Annotated in this window: 8 protein-coding genes; 7 read left to right on the top strand and 1 reads right to left on the bottom strand. The window is 68.8% G+C overall.

The annotated features are described in order from the left end of the window. Positions 1 to 121 precede the first annotated feature (121 nt). The gene (locus AW274_RS00900; RefSeq protein WP_062428352.1) at positions 122 to 1,492 is read left to right on the top strand and encodes a chitinase; all 1,371 of its coding nucleotides are present in this window, start codon (positions 122 to 124) and stop codon (positions 1,490 to 1,492) included. 158 nt (positions 1,493 to 1,650) lie between these two features. On the opposite strand, the gene AW274_RS38555 is transcribed toward AW274_RS00900, so the two are convergent. Beyond that, a complete protein-coding gene (locus AW274_RS38555; protein ID WP_083973758.1) occupies positions 1,651 to 3,765 on the bottom strand; it encodes a ThuA domain-containing protein in 2,115 nt (704 codons plus the stop codon). 476 nt (positions 3,766 to 4,241) lie between these two features. Here AW274_RS38555 and AW274_RS00890 point away from each other — a divergent pair, with 476 nt between their 5' ends. The 6 genes from AW274_RS00890 (at position 4,242) to AW274_RS00865 (ending at position 16,070) form a co-directional block, all read left to right on the top strand. After that, on the top strand, positions 4,242 to 7,367 hold the full coding sequence (locus AW274_RS00890) for a glycosyl hydrolase family 95 catalytic domain-containing protein (protein ID WP_198168968.1): 3,126 nt from the start codon (positions 4,242 to 4,244) through the stop codon (positions 7,365 to 7,367). Between the two features lie 130 nt (positions 7,368 to 7,497). Next, the gene (locus AW274_RS00885; protein WP_062428350.1) at positions 7,498 to 10,749 is read left to right on the top strand and encodes a galactose-binding domain-containing protein; all 3,252 of its coding nucleotides are present in this window, start codon (positions 7,498 to 7,500) and stop codon (positions 10,747 to 10,749) included. A 341-nt stretch (positions 10,750 to 11,090) separates the two neighbouring features. Further along, the gene (locus tag AW274_RS00880; RefSeq protein WP_198168967.1) at positions 11,091 to 12,452 is read left to right on the top strand and encodes an L-fuconate dehydratase; all 1,362 of its coding nucleotides are present in this window, start codon (positions 11,091 to 11,093) and stop codon (positions 12,450 to 12,452) included. Beyond that, the gene (locus tag AW274_RS00875) at positions 12,449 to 13,513 is read left to right on the top strand and encodes a sugar ABC transporter substrate-binding protein (RefSeq protein WP_062428348.1); all 1,065 of its coding nucleotides are present in this window, start codon (positions 12,449 to 12,451) and stop codon (positions 13,511 to 13,513) included. The genes AW274_RS00880 and AW274_RS00875 overlap by 4 nt, the downstream gene beginning before the upstream one ends. Then, positions 13,514 to 15,016, top strand: coding sequence for a sugar ABC transporter ATP-binding protein (locus AW274_RS00870; RefSeq protein ID WP_062428346.1), 1,503 nt, complete (start codon positions 13,514 to 13,516; stop codon positions 15,014 to 15,016). It begins immediately after the preceding gene. Next, a complete protein-coding gene (locus AW274_RS00865; protein ID WP_083973756.1) occupies positions 15,009 to 16,070 on the top strand; it encodes an ABC transporter permease in 1,062 nt (353 codons plus the stop codon). Before AW274_RS00870 ends, AW274_RS00865 begins: the two co-directional genes overlap by 8 nt.

Genomic DNA, 16,070 nt, shown 5'->3' with positions numbered 1-16,070 from the left:
ATTCGGAAACTTTCCTATTGACAAGGGTCTGTAGGAGGGTGTTCCATCCGAGTTAATTTAAGAGGAGAAGCAACGGCCGGCTCTCCTCTTCCCGTACTCGCTCGTCGGAAAGAGACCCCCCATGCGCCTCCGCTTACTGTTGCGCGCCGGAGCCGTGCTGAGCGCCGCCGCGCTCGTGCTCACCGGTGTCGTCGCGGCCCCCGCCCAGGCGGCGGTCGGGCAGATCACCGGCTTCGGCGGCAAGTGTGTCGACGTCGCCGCCGCGAACCCGGCCAACGGCACCACCGTCCAGCTCTACACCTGCAACGGCACCAACGCCCAGCAGTGGACGACCGGCCAGGGCCAGACCATCCGCGCCCTCGGCAAGTGCCTCGACGTCGCCGCGGCCAGCACGGCCAACGGCACGCGGGTGCAGCTGTACGACTGCAACGGCAGCGCCGCCCAGAACTGGACCCCCCAGTCCGACGGCACCCTGCGCGCCCTCGGCAAGTGCCTCGACGCCACCGGCAACTCCTCGGCCGACGGCACCCCGCTCCAGATCTGGGACTGCTTCGCCGGCGCCAACCAGCGCTGGACCCTGCCGACCGGCGGCGGCAACCCCGACCCCGACCCCGGCAACCCGGCCAAGTTCCCCGGCACGCCCTACCTCTACCTCGGCTGGGGCAGCCCGCCCAGCGCCACCTCGATCATGAGCCAGACCGGCGTGCGCTCGTTCACGATGGCCTTCATCCTGTCCGGCGGCGGCTGCGTGCCGCGCTGGGACGGCTCCCGCCCGCTGACCGGCGGCACCGACCAGTCGACCATCAACGCCATCAAGGCCGCGGGCGGCCAGGTCCAGATCTCCTTCGGCGGCTGGTCGGGCAACAAGCTCGGCCCGAACTGCTCCACCCCGGCGGCCTTCGCCGGCGCCGTGCAGCAGGTCATCAACGCCCACGGCCCGAACGTGGTCGACTTCGACGTCGAGAACACCGACGAGATGGGCAACTACACCGTCCAGGACCGCATCCTCAACGGTCTCAAGATCGTCAAGCAGAACAACCCGAACATCCGGATCGTCGTCACCATCGGCACCGGCCAGAACGGCCCCGCCGGCGCCGAGGCCCGCTTCCTCCAGCAGGCCCGCGCGCTCAACGTGCCGATCGACAACTACACCCTCATGCCGTTCAACTTCGGCGCCTCCAACATCTACAACTCCACCGTCAGCGCGTCCGAGGGGCTGAAGAACCAGCTCAAGTCCCTCTGGGGCTACACCGACGCGCAGGCCTACGCCCGCATGGGCATCTCGGGCATGAACGGCTACTCCGACAACAGCGAGGTCACCACGGTCGCGACCTGGACCTCGATCCGCGACTGGGCCAGGGCCCGCGGCCTCGGCCGGCTGGCCTTCTGGTCGGTCAACCGCGACCGTCCCTGCTCGGGCGGCCTGAGCGAGACGTGCTCGGGCGTGGCCCAGTCGAACTGGGACTTCACCCGCATCACCGCCGGTTTCTAGACCGGAGGCAGCCGGGGTCCGGAGCCCGAGTCGCCAGGCCCGGACCCCGTGCCGGTGACGGCCCTCCTCGTCAGTGAGACGAGGAGGGCCGATCCGCGTGCCGGGCACAAGGGGAAGCCCCCCTCGCCCGCAAGACGAGGGGGGCCGCTCAGATGTTCCTAGGAGCCGTAGACGTCGAGCTCCCAGAGCGAGTAGCCCCAGGCGGTGGCCCGCTGGGTGCCGTAGACCCGGACGTAGCGGCCGGTGCCGTTGACCGTGAGGTCGTCGACGCCGCCGTCGCTCGCGGTCTGGGTCGAGATCGTGGTCCAGGTGGCGTTGTCGGGGGAGGTCTCCACCCGGTAGGCGCGGCCGTAGGCGGCCTCCCACTGGAGCCGGACCCGGGTGATCGAACGGGTCTGGCCGAGGTCGACGGTGATCCACTGCGGGTCGGCGTAGGCCGAGCCCCAGCGGGTGGCGGTGTTGCCGTCGACCGCGTTGGCGCCCGCGTGGGCGCTGTTCGGCTCGACGCTGGAGACCGTCACCGGGCGGCTCCGGGACAGCAGCGTCGGCCCGCCGGAGGCGGGGGTGCCGTAGACGCTGAGGTCCCAGAGGGAGTAGCCGTAGGCCGGGAGGGCGCGCTGAGTGCCATAAATCCGGATATATCTACCGACGCCGGAGACCGTGAGGTCATCCACGCCGCCGTCCGAAGCGGTCTGGGTGTTGATGGTCGTCCAGGTGGCGTTGTCGGGGGAGACCTCCACGCGGTACTGGCGCGCGAAGGCCGCTTCCCAGTTCAGCCTGACCCGGTTGACGTTGTAGGACGCCCCCAGGTCGACGGTGATCCACTGCGGGTCGGCGTAGGCCGAGCCCCAGCGGGTCGCGGTGTTGCCGTCGACCGCGTTGGCGGCGGCGTGGGCGCTGCCGGGCTCCACGCTGGAGGCGGTCACCGTCTTGCCCCGGGCGAGGTCGGTGGCCGGCGGCTGGGTCGTCTCGCCCTTGACGCGGATGTTGCGGTAGTTGATGTCGAGCCCGGCGCCGTCGTTCTGGACGCCGACGTGGCCGTTCTGGATGGCCCGGGTGCTCGTGTAGTCGTTGATCTTCACGCCGTTGAGCCAGATCTCGACCCGCTGGCCGGTCACCCTGATCTCGTAGGCGTTCCACGAGCCGGGCGGGTTCAGCGCGGCGTCCCGCAGGGCGGTGTCGGGGGCCCGGAAGCTGTAGACGCTGCCGGTGGTCCGGGTCGGGTCGGCGTCGGTGGCGTCGATCTGGATCTCGTGGCCGGTGTCGACCGGCCGCCACGGGTCGCCGTTGGGGTCGGGGAAGCCGATGAAGACGCCGCCGTTGTCGTCGCCCGGCATCATCCAGTCGAGCTTGAGCGAGTAGTTCGCGAACGGGGTCACCGGATACCAGAGCAGGCCCATGCCGCCGAACGAGGTCAGGGTGCCGTTCGCCAGCGTGAAGCCGCCCGGTCCGGCCTGCCGCCACTGGTCGAGGCTGGCCTGGGTGCCGTCGAAGAGCGGGGTGTAGCCGGTCTCGGGCCGGCAGTCGGCCGCCCGCGCCCCGGCCGCGATCTGGATGCCGCCCAGCAGCATCTGCCGGAAGTTCGAATCGGCGAAGGTCTCCTGGGTGTGCCCCATGCCGGTGTACCAGCTCCGGCCGCCGCCGTAGTTCTGGCACCAGGTGATCGGGTGGTCGCCGCCCATCGAACCGCCGCTGTACGTCGACTCGTCGAGCGAGGCCAGCACCCGGGCCACCGAACGGGGGTTGGTGCGGTAGTTGTACCACTCGTCGAGCCGCGTCCAGGTCGGCGGCAGGTGCGAGGTCGACACGTTCGACCGGTCCTCGACCCTGACGAGGGCGTTCTGGTTGGCCGGGTGGCTGGCGAAGTAGGCGCCGACGAGGCCGCCGTACCAGGACCAGTCGTATTCGGTGTCGGCCGCCGCGTGCACGCCGACGTAGCCCCCGCCACCCGCGATGTACGACTGGAACGCGGTCTGCTGGGCCGCGTTCAGCACGTCACCGGTGGTGGAGAGCCAGACGACCGCCTGGTACTGCGCCAGGTTGGCCGTGGTGAACTGGGCGGCGTCCTCGGTGGCCGTCACGGTGAACCCGTTGGCGGAGCCGAGCTGCTGGATCGCGGCGAGGCCCGCCGGGATCGAGTCGTGCCGGAACCCGGCGGTCTTGCTGAAGACGAGGACCTTCGTGAGCGGTGCCGCGTTCGCGGCCGTAGGCACCGCAGAGAGCGTGCTCCCTAACAGGACCGCCCCCAGGAGCGCCATGAGCAGTCGGCGCATACGTGACTCCCAACTGTGCTCGCGGGAGCGTGCGCCGATCGCTGCCCGAAAGATGGATTTCGAAAGCACGCGGAGCCACTCGCGTGCGGGTGCTCCGAAAGGTTTGCACATCTGACAGGAGACCGTCAACGGACGATAACGATCTCAAGACATCGGAGGTATTTGGGACCGGTCCGACGGAGTTTCTTCTCGCATCCGACATAAAAAGCAGCTGATCGCCGGTCTGTCCGGGGATTCTTGATCGGATTCGACCGGCGGCTCAAGTTGGAAGGCGCTATTGACGCCCGAAGACATCCAATGTTAACTGCGCCTGACAGTTCCGACTTGGTAACAGTGTGAGTCGGACCTGTGCCTGCGCAGAGGGGCCGTCGGGCTGTCTCACACCGGTCGCCGATTGCCGGTAAGGGGGCCCGGCGGCTCCCCTGCCAGAGGGACGCACCCCCTGAATCTGCTGTGGTGACCAGGAGATCGATGACATGAGATTTCTGAGAGCGCTCCCCGCCTTAGCGCTCGTCGGCGGGCTCGCGGCCGGGGGAGTGGTGACGTCGCCCGCGCTGGCGTCGACGACCGACCACGCCTTCGACCAGTCGGCCGGGGCCCTGAACGTCAATCGCGCGGGCTACCTGTCCAAGCACGACATCGTGTACAACCGGCCGAACACCAACCCGAACTACGGGCTGACGGTCGGCAACGGCAAGACCGGCGCCATGGTCTGGAGCCAGAACGGCATGACCATGCAGGTCTCCGGCGCCGACCTGGCCCAGCAGTCGACCTACGCGGCCGGCACGCTGACCCTGAACACCAGCCCCGGCCTCGACAGCAACTACACGACCTACCAGCAGCGGCTCAACCTGTACGACGGCACGCTGACCACCAAGTACGACAACAACCGCACCGTGACGATCCTCGGCCAGCCCGGCTCGGAGGTCATGGGCATCCGCGTCGAGGACAGCCGGGGCGGGCTCGGCACCACCACGGTCGACCTCGGCCTGTGGGACCCCAGCACCGTCCAGAACATCGCCGACACCCCCGACCTGAACACCTGGCGCACGGTCTCGACGTTCAACGACTCCTCGGTCGCCGGCTTCAGCCGGGGCCAGACCGACGCCAACGGGTTCGGCTACACCTTCGCGGCCACCGTCGAGGGCGCGAACTACTCCACCTCGACCGTCAACGGGCGCACCGTCCGGCTCAGCATCACCGCCGACGGCGACTACACGATCTGGTTCACCGCGGCCTCGCGGAAGAACGCTCCCTCGGCCAACTCGGTGCAGCAGGCGCGCAACCAGCTCACCAACGTGAAGAGCGCCGGAATCACCACGACGCTGAACAACTTCAAGAACTTCTGGCACGACTTCTGGAGCAAGTCGTTCGTCCAGTACGGCGGCAGCGCCGACAACGACTACCTCGAGAACTTCTACTACCTGAGCAACTACATCGTCGCCGCGGGCGGTTACGGCAACTACCCGTTCCACTTCATCAACGGGGTCTTCCGTGCCACCGGAGACCAGTCGAAATGGTCCAACGCCTACTGGTACTGGAACATGCGGCACGTGTACTACTCGTTCTACGCGTCCAACCACATCGATCTGATGGACGTGTTCAACAACCTCCATTCGCGCAACTACAACGCGCTGAAGTCGTACACGCAGACCAGATACGGCATCGACGGCATCTGGCTGCCGGAGACCTACGGCTGGGACGGCAACGCGCGCGGCACCATCAACAGCGACTTCACCAAGAACACGATGTCGACCGCCGCCGAGGCCGCGTACAACATGTACCTGCGCTACCGGTACACCAACGACGCGACCTACCTGGCGAACACGGCCTACCCGTTCATGCGCGAGGCGGCGAAGTTCTACCGGAGCTTCGTGTCGCGCGACGCCTCGACCGGCCAGTACTACATCGCCAACTCCAACGCCCATGAGACGTACTGGAACGTGCGGAACGCCCTTACCGACCTGACCGCGATCCGCAGCCTGTTCCCCGTGACGATCCAGGTGGCCCAGCAGCTCGGCGTCGACGCGAGCCTGCGCACCGAACTGCAGAACATCCTGAACAACCTGGTGCCCTACTCGGTGGTCAACAACGCCTACCAGCCGCACCAGCCGCCGATCTCGCAGGCCCGCAACGGCGAGAACGTGTCGGCGGAGATGATCTGGCCCTACAACCTGACGGGCATCGGCTTCCCCGACTACTCGACGGCGCTGAACACCTGGAACGTGCGTCCGCACCCCTACGGCAACGTGTGGGCCAACGACGCGGTCCAGGCCGCCCGGCTCGGGCTGGGCGACCAGGCCTTCGCGGGCATGAAGACCATGGCGCAGCGCTACCAGAACTACCCGAACAGCTTCACCAGCAACACCAACGGCGTGTTCGAGTACCACGGTGTGCACATGTCGGCCATGAACGAGTCGCTGATGCAGTCGTACAACGACAAGATCCGGGTCTTCCCGGCGGCGCCGAGCAGCTCCTCGTTCATCGGGAAGTTCTCGCTGCTGGCCAAGGACGGCTTCATCGTGTCCTCCGAGCGCGAGGGCAACGAGACCAAGTACGTCGGCGTCAAGTCCCTGTACGGCAAGCAGGCCACCGTGGTGAACCCGTGGGGCACCCAGCAGGTCCGCGTGCGCCGCACCTCCGACAACGCGATCATCACGACCAGCTCGGCCGCCGAGGTCAGCTTCGCGACCGCCGCCAACACGACCTACGTGGTGGAGCGCACCGCCAAGCTGCTCTCCGCCTACAGCTACACGCAGCTCACCGGCACCGCCAACCAGGCGGCCAAGTCGCTGAGCGGCACCGCCTCCACCCTCGGCCTCAACGGCGCCGGCACGCCCGGCCTGGTGAACAACACCGAGCTGACCTACGACTCGAACTGGCACCTGACCACCGGCCGGGGCTACGGCGACTACAACGACGACACCCACCACAGCACCACCGTCAACGCCGCCGCGACCTACACGTTCACCGGCACCGGCATCGAGATCCTCTCGGAACGGTTCTCCGACATGGGCAACGTCGACGTCTACATCGACAACGTGTTCCAGCAGAACGTGAACCTCTACCAGAGCGGCTCACGGCAGGCGCAGCAGGTCGTCTACAGCAAGACCGGCCTGTCCAGCGGCCAGCACACGCTCCGGGTGGTCAACAAGACCACGTCGGTCGGCATGATCGACGCGCTCCGGGTGATCACGGGCTCGACCCCGGCGAACACCTACACGCTGCGGTCGCGGGCCAACAACCTGTACGTGTCGGCCGCCAACGCGACCACCCCGCTGATCGCCAACAAGACGACCGCCGGGGCGACCGAGCAGTTCGTCCGGGTCGACCTGGGCGGCGGCAACATCGCCCTGCGCTCGGTGGCGAACAACCAGTACGTCACGAACCAGGGCGGCGGCAACGTGCCGCTGCTGGCGAACCGGCCCTCGGCCGGGTCCTGGGAGAGCTTCACGGTGGTGACCAACGGCGACGGCTCGATCAGCCTGCGGGCCACCGTGAACAGTCAATACGTGTGCGCGGAGGGCGGCGGGTCGCAGAACCTCGTCACCAACCGCGCCGCGATCGGCCCATGGGAGCAGTTCGACCTGATCCCTGTGTGACCAACCCCTAGGGGCAGTAAGCGCGCCGGTGACCGCTTGTGGCGGGTGGTCACCGGTGCGTTCTCTATCGGCGGCTCTCGGTGACCACGGGCCGCCGTCCCGTCCCCGTCCCTCCTGCACTGGAGATCCCATGTCAGGTATCCCGCGCCTGCGCGCGATCCTGGGCGTGCTCGCCCTGATCGTCGTCGCACTGGTGCCCGCCGCACCCGCTCACGCGGCGCCGCCACCCACGAGTGGTTTCGAGAAGGTCCGGCTCGACGGCGGCCTGTCGATGGGCGAGCCCATCGAACTGTCCGTGCTGCCCGACGGCAAGGTGCTGTACATCAACCGCGGCACCAGCGCCGGCGGCGGCCAGGTCCGCCTGTACAACCCGGCCACCCAGGCGACGACGGTCGCCCTCACCCTCCCGCTCGACGCCCGCTTCGAGGACGGCCTGATCGGCATCACCCTCGACCCGGGCTTCGCGACCAACCGCTGGGTCTACCTCTTCTACTCGCCGAAGGTGACCCCGCTGGTGAACCGGATCTCCCGATTCACCTTCAACACCTCGACGAACACGCTCCCGGCCGCCACCGAAGACATGATCATCGAATGGCCGACCGAGCGTGACCTGTGCTGCCACTCCGCCGGGTCGATGACCTGGGACAGCAATGGGAACCTGTACTTCGCCGTCGGGGACAACACCAACTCGGGTGGCGACTCGGCGGGGATGGCGCCCATCGACGAGCGCACCAGCCGCAACCCGCAGTACGACGCGCAGCGGACGTCGGGCAACACCAACGACCTCCGGGGCAAGATCAACCGCATCCACCCCGAGGCCAACGGCACCTACACGATCCCCTCCGGCAACCTGTTCGCGCCCGGCACGGCGCAGACGAGGCCGGAGATCTACGTGATGGGCACCCGCAACCCGTACCGGATCTGGGTCGACAAGCAGGCCGGCAACACCCTTTATTGGGGTGAGGTCGGGCCGGACGCCGGCGCGACCGTCGCCAACCGCGGACCGGCCGCCTACGACGAGTGGAACCGCGCCACCAGCGCGGGCAACTACGGCTGGCCCTACTGCGGCGGCCCGAACGTCGCCTACAACGACTGGGACTTCGCGGCCAACGCGCCGCGGGGCTGGTTCCCCTGCGGGGGCAGCACCGGCCCGGTCAACAACTCGCCGCGCAACACCGGCCTCCAGCAGCTGCCGCCGACGCGGGGCGCGCTGGTGTGGGAGCAGCACGGCGGCAGCAAGGAGTGGCCGGCCCTCGACCAGCCCGGCGGCTGCGGCTCGCCGAACCACGCCGAGGTCTACCACTACAACCCCAACCTCAACAGCGCGGTGAAGTGGCCGCAGTACTACGACAACAAGCTGATCATCACCGAGTACTGCCGCAACTGGATCAAGGAGGTCCAGTTCGGCAACGGCAACCCCGCCACCGGCACCCCGACGATCATCGAACCTGTCCTCGCCGGGATGCCGTTCGTCCACCCGATCGACATGGAGTTCGGCCCTGACGGGTCGCTCTACCTGCTCGAATACGGCAGCGGATACTTCTCCGGTGCGGCCGACGCGGCCCTGGTGAAGATCAACTACGTGCAGGGCGGCCGGTCGCCGGTCGCGGTCGCCACGGCGAGCGTCGACAACGGGCTCACCCCGCTGACCGTGCAGTTCTCCAGCGCGGGCAGCAACGACCCCGACGGCAACCCGCTGACCTACGCGTGGGACTTCGACGGCAACGGCAGCACCGACTCGACGGCGGCGAACCCGTCGTACACGTACACAAGCAACGGCGACAAGAGAGCCCGGCTGACCGTCAGCGACGGCACCATGACCGGCACCACCCTGGTCACGGTCGTGGTCGGCAACAACCGGCCGGTCGTCACCGTCGGCGGGCTGCCCAACGGCGGCCTGTTCTCGTGGGACGAACGCCTGACGGCCTCCGCGTCGGCCACCGACGCGCAGGACGGCACGATCCCGTGCGCCAACGTGGTCGTGCGGGCCGCGCTCGGGCACCAGGAACACGCCCACGAGGAGGGCGAGGGCACCGGCTGCGGCGCCTCCTTCGACGTCGGCCCGGTGCACGCCGGTCCCGACTCGGTGCTGTTCTGGGTGATCAGGGCCTCCTACACCGACCGCGGCGCCACCGGCACGGTGCCGCTGACGGGCGAGCGGGAGATCACCCTGTGGCCCAAGCAGTGGCAGGCCGAGCACTACGTCACCCTCAACGGCCCGCGCGTCGTCGATCAGGCCCAGGCCGAGGGCGGCAAGCGGCTCGGCGACATCCAGAACGGCGAGTGGGTGCGCCACCACGCGGTGAACCTCCAGGGCATCACCGGGGTCAAGGCCCGCGTCTCCAGCGCCAACGCCGGAGGAACGCTCTCCTTCCGGTACGACAGCCCGACCGGCGCCGAGGTCGCCAGGATCACGGTGCCGAACACCGGCGGCTGGGACGACTACGTGGAGCTGACCGCTCCCGTGAGCGCCCCGACCGGCACGCACGACCTCTACCTGACGTTCTCGGGCCCGGCCGGCACGGCCGTGTTCGACGTCGACAGCTACACCTTCACCGGCGCGGGCGTCTCGACGCCCGTCTCCGGCGGAGGCGGCGACCTCGCCCAGGGCAAGCCGGTCACGGTGTCGAGCACGGAGGCCGGGGCGAACGTCGCGGCCAACGCGGTCGACGGCAACGGCGCCACCCGCTGGTCCAGCCTCTACGCCGACCCGCAGTGGATCACGGTGGACCTGGGGGCGTCCTACGACGTCAACCGGATCAGGCTGAACTGGGAGGCGGCCTACGGCCGCGCCTACCGGGTGGAGGTCTCCCCGAACAACAGCACCTGGACGGTCCTGTCGAACCAGACCGCCTCGGACGGGGGAGTGGACGATCTCTCCGTCAGTGGCACGGGGCGGTACGTCCGTATCTACGGAACCCAGCGCGCGCTCACGCAGTACGGCTACTCGCTCTGGGATCTGAACGTGTACGGCACCCCGGCCGGCGGGACCGCCCAGTTGCTGTCCCGGAGCAGACCGGTGACGGTGTCGAGCACGGAGGCCGGGGCGAACGTCGCGGCCAACGCGGTCGACGGCAACACCGCCACCCGCTGGTCCAGCCTCTACGCCGATCCGCAGTGGATCACCGTGGACCTGGGCCAGACGCGGTCGATCTCCCGGGTCCGGCTCCAGTGGGAGACGGCCTACGGGCGGCAGTACCGGGTGGAGACCTCCAATGACAACAGCTCCTGGACGGTCGTGAACACCCAGACCGCGAGCGACGGCGGCGTCGACGACCTCACGGTGACCGGAACCGGGCGATACGTCCGTATTTACGGGACCCAGCGGGCGTTGACGCAGTACGGCTACTCCCTCTGGGAGTTCGACGTCTACGGCGTCTAGGCAGGTCATCCCGAGGGCCGCGGCCGACCGTCAGGTCGGCCGCGGCCCTTCGCAATCATCGGATCTCTTTCCGGTTGCGGCTATTGACACGCCTGTAACACGCGGGGCATTCTTCTTGAGAACCAAACATCGGATGTCTGGAGAGTAACCGAGATGATGGCCGCGGGGTCTTCCGCCCGGCGGCGACCTGCGGAATTCTGATCCCACCTGGGATCGGTCCACGGTGACCCGAGTGACCGTGTCCGCAAATTAATCGGATCTTTATCTCGAAAGGCTTTCGAAGACGACCGCCCGGCGGTAGCGCCGGTCTCTAACGTTAATCGGATGTGTCTGGAGCTCGCATGAGGGTCATCTCCCTGGAGACGCACGACATCCGGTTCCCGACCTCGGCGGAGCTCGACGGTTCCGACGCGATGAACCCCGACCCCGACTACTCGGCGGCGTACGTGGTGCTGCGGACCGGCGAGGACGAGAAGGGACACGGATTCGCGTTCACCATCGGACGCGGCAACGACGTGCAGACCGCCGCCATCAGGGCGCTCGAAGGTCACATCGTCGACCGTGACTGCTCCGACCTGGGCGCCGTCTACCAGGACCTCATCGGCGACTCGCAGCTGCGCTGGCTCGGACCGGAGAAGGGCGTCATGCACATGGCGATCTCCGCCGTCATGAACGCCCTGTGGGACCTGAAGGCCCGCCGCGAGGGCAAGCCGCTCTGGCTGCTGCTCGCCGAGATGAGCCCCGAAGAGATCGTCTCCCTGGTCGACTTCCGCTACATCACCGACGCCCTGACCCGCGACGAGGCGCTGGAGATCCTCCGCGCCGCGCAGCCGGGGCGGGCCGGCCGCATCGCGGCCCTGCGGGAGCACGGCTATCCCGCGTACACGACGTCGCCGGGCTGGCTCGGCTACGACGACGACAAGCTTCGGCGCCTCTGCAAGGAGGCCCTCGACGAGGGATTCCCGCAGATCAAGCTGAAGGTCGGCGCCGACCTCGACGACGACGTCCGCCGCATGCGGATCGCCCGTGAGGTCTGCGGCGACGGTTACCCGATCGCGATCGACGCCAACCAGAGATGGGATGTCTCCGACGCGATCCGCTGGGTGAAGGCACTGGCCGAGTTCGGGCCGTGGTGGGTCGAGGAACCCACCAGCCCCGACGACGTCCTCGGCCACGCCGCGATCGCACGCGCGGTCGCGCCCGTCCCGGTCGCCACCGGGGAGCACGTGCAGAACCGGATCGTGTTCAAGCAGCTCCTCCAGTCGGAGGCCATCTCCTACCTGCAGCTCGACGCGGCGCGCGTCGGGGGCGTCAACGAGAACATCGCCATCCTGCTGCTGGCCGCCAAGTTCGGCGTCCCCGTCTGCCCGCACGCGGGCGGGGTCGGGCTGTGCGAGCTGGTCCAGCATCTGGCGATGTTCGACTTCGTCTCCGTCAGCGGGTCGAAGGAGGGCCGGGTGATCGAGTACATCGACCACCTGCACGAGCACTTCGTCGACCCGGTGGTCATCCGGGACGGCAGCTACGTGGCGCCCGAAGCAGCCGGATTCAGCTCGGCGATGCGACCCGCGTCGCTCGCCGCGTTCACCTATCCATGGGGTCAGTACTGGACCAGCGCAGTGGCCCAGAGCTCCCCGGCGGCGGAGGCGCGCAGAACCTCCGCCGTCACTCACCCCCCCGTCCTGAAAGGCCGATCGGCATGAAACTTCTGTCCGTCGCCGCCAGCGCCGCCGTGCTCGCCCTGGGCCTGGCGGCCTGCGGGTCGTCCGACACCCCCGACACCGCAGCGAGCGCCAACCCCGGCGAGTCGGCCCCCGCGGCCGCCGCCGGCGGAGGCAAGGTCGGCGTGGACTTCCCGCGCGCCGACTCCGACTTCTGGAACTCGTACAACAAGTACGTGCCCGAGATCGCCACCAAGGACGGCGTCGAGCTGATGCCGCCGACCAACTCCCAGAACGACGTCGCCAAGCTGGTCGCCAACACCCAGGCGCTGATCAGCCAGGGCGCCAAGGCGATCATCATGGCCCCGCAGGACACCGGCGCCATCGCCTCGACCCTCGACTCGCTGGCGAGCAAGCAGATCCCGGTCGTCACCGTCGACACCCGCCCCGACAAGGGCAACGTCTACATGGTCGTGCGCGCCGACAACCGCGCCTACGGCACCAAGGCGTGCGAGTTCCTCGGCGAGAAGCTCGGCGGCAAGGGCAAGGTCGTGCAGCTGATGGGCGCGCTGGCCTCCATCAACGGCCGTGACCGCGCCGAGGCCTTCCGCGACTGCATGAAGGAGAAGTTCCCCGGGATCACCGTCTTCGAGGAGCCGACGGAGTGGGAGGGCAGCAAGGCCGCGTCCATGCTGCAGACCCGCCTGGAGCAGAACCCCGACATCAAGGGCATCTACATGCACGCCGGCGGTGTACACCTGGCCCCGACCCTCCAGGTCCTGAAGGCCAAGGGCCTGCTGGTCAAGCCCGACGACCCCAAGCACATCTTCGTCGTGTCCAACGACGGCATCCCGGCCGAGTTCGAGGCCATCCGCGCCGGCGAGATCGACGCGACCGTCTCGCAGCCGGCCGACCTCTACGCCAAGTACGCCGTCTACTACGCGAAGGCCGCTCTCGAGGGCAAGACGTTCCAGCCCGGCCCGACCGACCACGAGAGCAACATCATCCAGCTCCCCAACGGCCTGGAGGACCAGCTGCCCGCGCCGCTGGTCACCGCGGAGAACGTGGATGACCCCAACCTCTGGGGCAACCAGGTCAGCTAGATGACCACCTCATCGAACGCGGCGGCGGTCGAGGCGCTCGGGATCACCAAGCGCTTCGGCCCCACCGTCGCACTCAACGACGCGGGCCTCACCATCAAGCAGGGCGAGACGCACGCCCTGATCGGGCGCAACGGCGCCGGCAAGTCGACCCTGGTGTCGATCCTGACCGGCCTGCAGCGCCCCGACGCCGGCGAGGTCCGGTTCGCGGGCGAGACGGCCCCGCCGCTCGCCGACCGCGACGCGTGGAAGGCCCGCGTGGCCTGCGTCTACCAGAAGTCCACGATCATCCCCGCGCTGACCGTGGCCGAGAACCTCTTCATCAACCGCCAGACCGAGGGCAGGGTCATCAACTGGCGCGCCATGCGCGCCCGCGCGACCGCCCTCCTCGACCAGTACCACGTCGACGTCGACCCCTCGGGGCTCGCCGGCGACCTGGGCGTCGAGCAGCGGCAGCTCGTCGAGATCGCCCGCGCGCTCTCCTTCGGCGCGCGGTTCATCATCCTCGACGAGCCGACCGCCCAGCTCGACGGCCCGGCCATCGCACGCCTCTTCGACCGCATGCGCGACCTGCGGGACAAGGGCGTCACGATGATGTTCATCTCGCACCACCTCGAAGAGGTGTACGAGGTCTGCGACAGCGTCACCGTCTTCCGCGACGCCCGCCACATCGTCACCAGCACCGTCGCGGACCTCCCGCACGACGCGCTGGTGGCCGCGATGACCGGCGAGCACGCCGTCACCTACGAGGCCAAGCCCCGGACGGTCGACGCGAACGCCGAGGTCGTCCTGGAGGTGCGCGGCCTCAACTCCGCGGGCCGCTACCACGACGTCGACCTGACCGTGCGGGCCGGCGAGATCGTCGGCCTGGCCGGATCGGGCAGCAGCGGCAAGGTCGGCCTGGCCGAGAGCATCGTCGGGCTGCGCCGCGCCGACAGCGGCGTCATCACGATCAACGGGAAGCGGCCCAAGCCGGGCGACGTCCCGTCGGCGCTGGCCGCCGGGGTGGGGTTCGTCCCGCAGGACCGCCACCACGAGGGCTTCGTGCCCCTGCTGTCGGTCGGCGAGAACGCGACCATGCCGATCGCCGGGAAGCTCGGCCGCTTCGGCATGGTCTCGCCCGAGCGGCGCCGGGCCCGCGCCCGGACCATGATCCAGGAGCTCGACATCAAGACCGAGGGTCCCGACCAGCCGGTCGGCGACCTGTCGGGCGGCAACGCCCAGAAGGTCGTGATGGCCCGCGCCCTGGTCGACGACCCGGCCGCGCTGGTCGTCATCAACCCCACCGCCGGCGTCGACGTCAAGGCCAAGCAGTCGCTGCTCGGCTCGGTCGAGGACGCCGCGCAGCGGGGGGCGGGAGCCGTACTGGTCAGCGACGAACTCGACGACCTGCGAATCTGTGACCGGGTCCTGGTGATGTTCCACGGCCGGGTGATCAAGGACGTGCCACGCGGATGGTCGGACAACGACCTCGTGGCCGCTATGGAGGGTGTCAGTCATGAGTGATCGGCAGGGGCGCCGCGCCTCGACACTGCCGAAGACCCCGGCGGCGTCGGCGAACGGCTCCGGCCCCGCTCCGGCGCCCGCCGCCTCGCCGGGCTTCCGGCTGAGCCGGTTCCGCGACCTGACGCTGGTGCCGGTCATCGTGGTGCTGCTGATCGTCGGGTACTTCATCGACCCGGTGTTCCTCACCATGGGCAACCTGACGAACGTGCTGCAGCAGCAGTCGGCGCTGGCCCTGGTCGTGCTGGCCGAGGCGCTCATCCTGATCGCCGGCAAGTTCGACCTGTCGCTGGAGTCGATCGTCGGCATGGCCCCCGCCGTGTCGGTCATGCTCGTCATCTCCACCGGCGACGGCGGCTTCGGCCTGGGCCTGCCGCCCGCGTCGGCCGTGGTGCTGTGCCTGCTCATCGGCGCCCTGATCGGGGCCTTCAACGGCTTCCTCATCCTGCGCTACCAGCTGTCGGCCTTCGTCGTCACGCTCGCGATGCTGATCGTCGTCCACGGCCTGCACCTCGGCCTGACCGGCGGCAAGAGCCTCTTCGCCCTGCCCGAGTCGTTCACCTACCTCGGCAGCGCGGTCTGGCTCGGCCTGCCCGCGGCCATCTGGATCACCGGCGTGCTGTTCGCCATCGGCATGGCCGCCCTCGGCTACTTCCGCGGCGGCCGTTCCCTGTACGCCATCGGCGGCAACGCCGACGCGGCCAGGGCGGCGGGCATCCGCGTGGAGCGGGTCGTGCTGGCGGTCTTCGTCATCGGCGGCACCCTGGCGGCGCTGGCCGGGATCCTGGAGACCGGCCGCCTCGGCGGCATCAGCGCCAACCAGGGCGTCGGCTGGATCTTCATGGTCTTCGCCGCGGCCGTCATCGGCGGCGTCAGCATGGACGGCGGCAAGGGCACCATCCTCGGCGCCCTCACCGGTGTCCTGGTCATCGGCCTGGTCGAGAACATCCTGACCCTCCAGGGCGTGCCCGGCGAGTGGAAGCAGCTCGTGTACGGCGGCATCATCCTGATCGCCCTGATGATCAGCCGGCTGGCCGGCGGGAGGGCCCAGGACTAG

It is taken from the genome of Herbidospora daliensis (assembly GCF_001570585.1).
Lineage (GTDB): Bacteria > Actinomycetota > Actinomycetes > Streptosporangiales > Streptosporangiaceae > Herbidospora > Herbidospora daliensis.
This window is presented reverse-complemented; position numbering and strand designations above follow the sequence as displayed.

What these genes read in the sequence shown, in the direction of transcription:
- AW274_RS00900 (WP_062428352.1), top strand. Translation starts at nt 122, where the DNA reads ATGCGCCTCCGCTTACTGTTGCGCGCCGGAGCCGTGCTGAGCGCCGCC.
- AW274_RS00880 (WP_198168967.1), top strand. Translation starts at nt 11,091, where the DNA reads ATGAGGGTCATCTCCCTGGAGACGCACGACATCCGGTTCCCGACCTCG.
- AW274_RS00870 (WP_062428346.1), top strand. Translation starts at nt 13,514, where the DNA reads ATGACCACCTCATCGAACGCGGCGGCGGTCGAGGCGCTCGGGATCACC.
- AW274_RS00885 (WP_062428350.1), top strand. Translation starts at nt 7,498, where the DNA reads ATGTCAGGTATCCCGCGCCTGCGCGCGATCCTGGGCGTGCTCGCCCTG.
- AW274_RS00875 (WP_062428348.1), top strand. Translation starts at nt 12,449, where the DNA reads ATGAAACTTCTGTCCGTCGCCGCCAGCGCCGCCGTGCTCGCCCTGGGC.
- AW274_RS00890 (WP_198168968.1), top strand. Translation starts at nt 4,242, where the DNA reads ATGAGATTTCTGAGAGCGCTCCCCGCCTTAGCGCTCGTCGGCGGGCTC.
- AW274_RS38555 (WP_083973758.1), bottom strand. Translation starts at nt 3,765, where the DNA reads ATGCGCCGACTGCTCATGGCGCTCCTGGGGGCGGTCCTGTTAGGGAGC.
- AW274_RS00865 (WP_083973756.1), top strand. Translation starts at nt 15,009, where the DNA reads ATGAGTGATCGGCAGGGGCGCCGCGCCTCGACACTGCCGAAGACCCCG.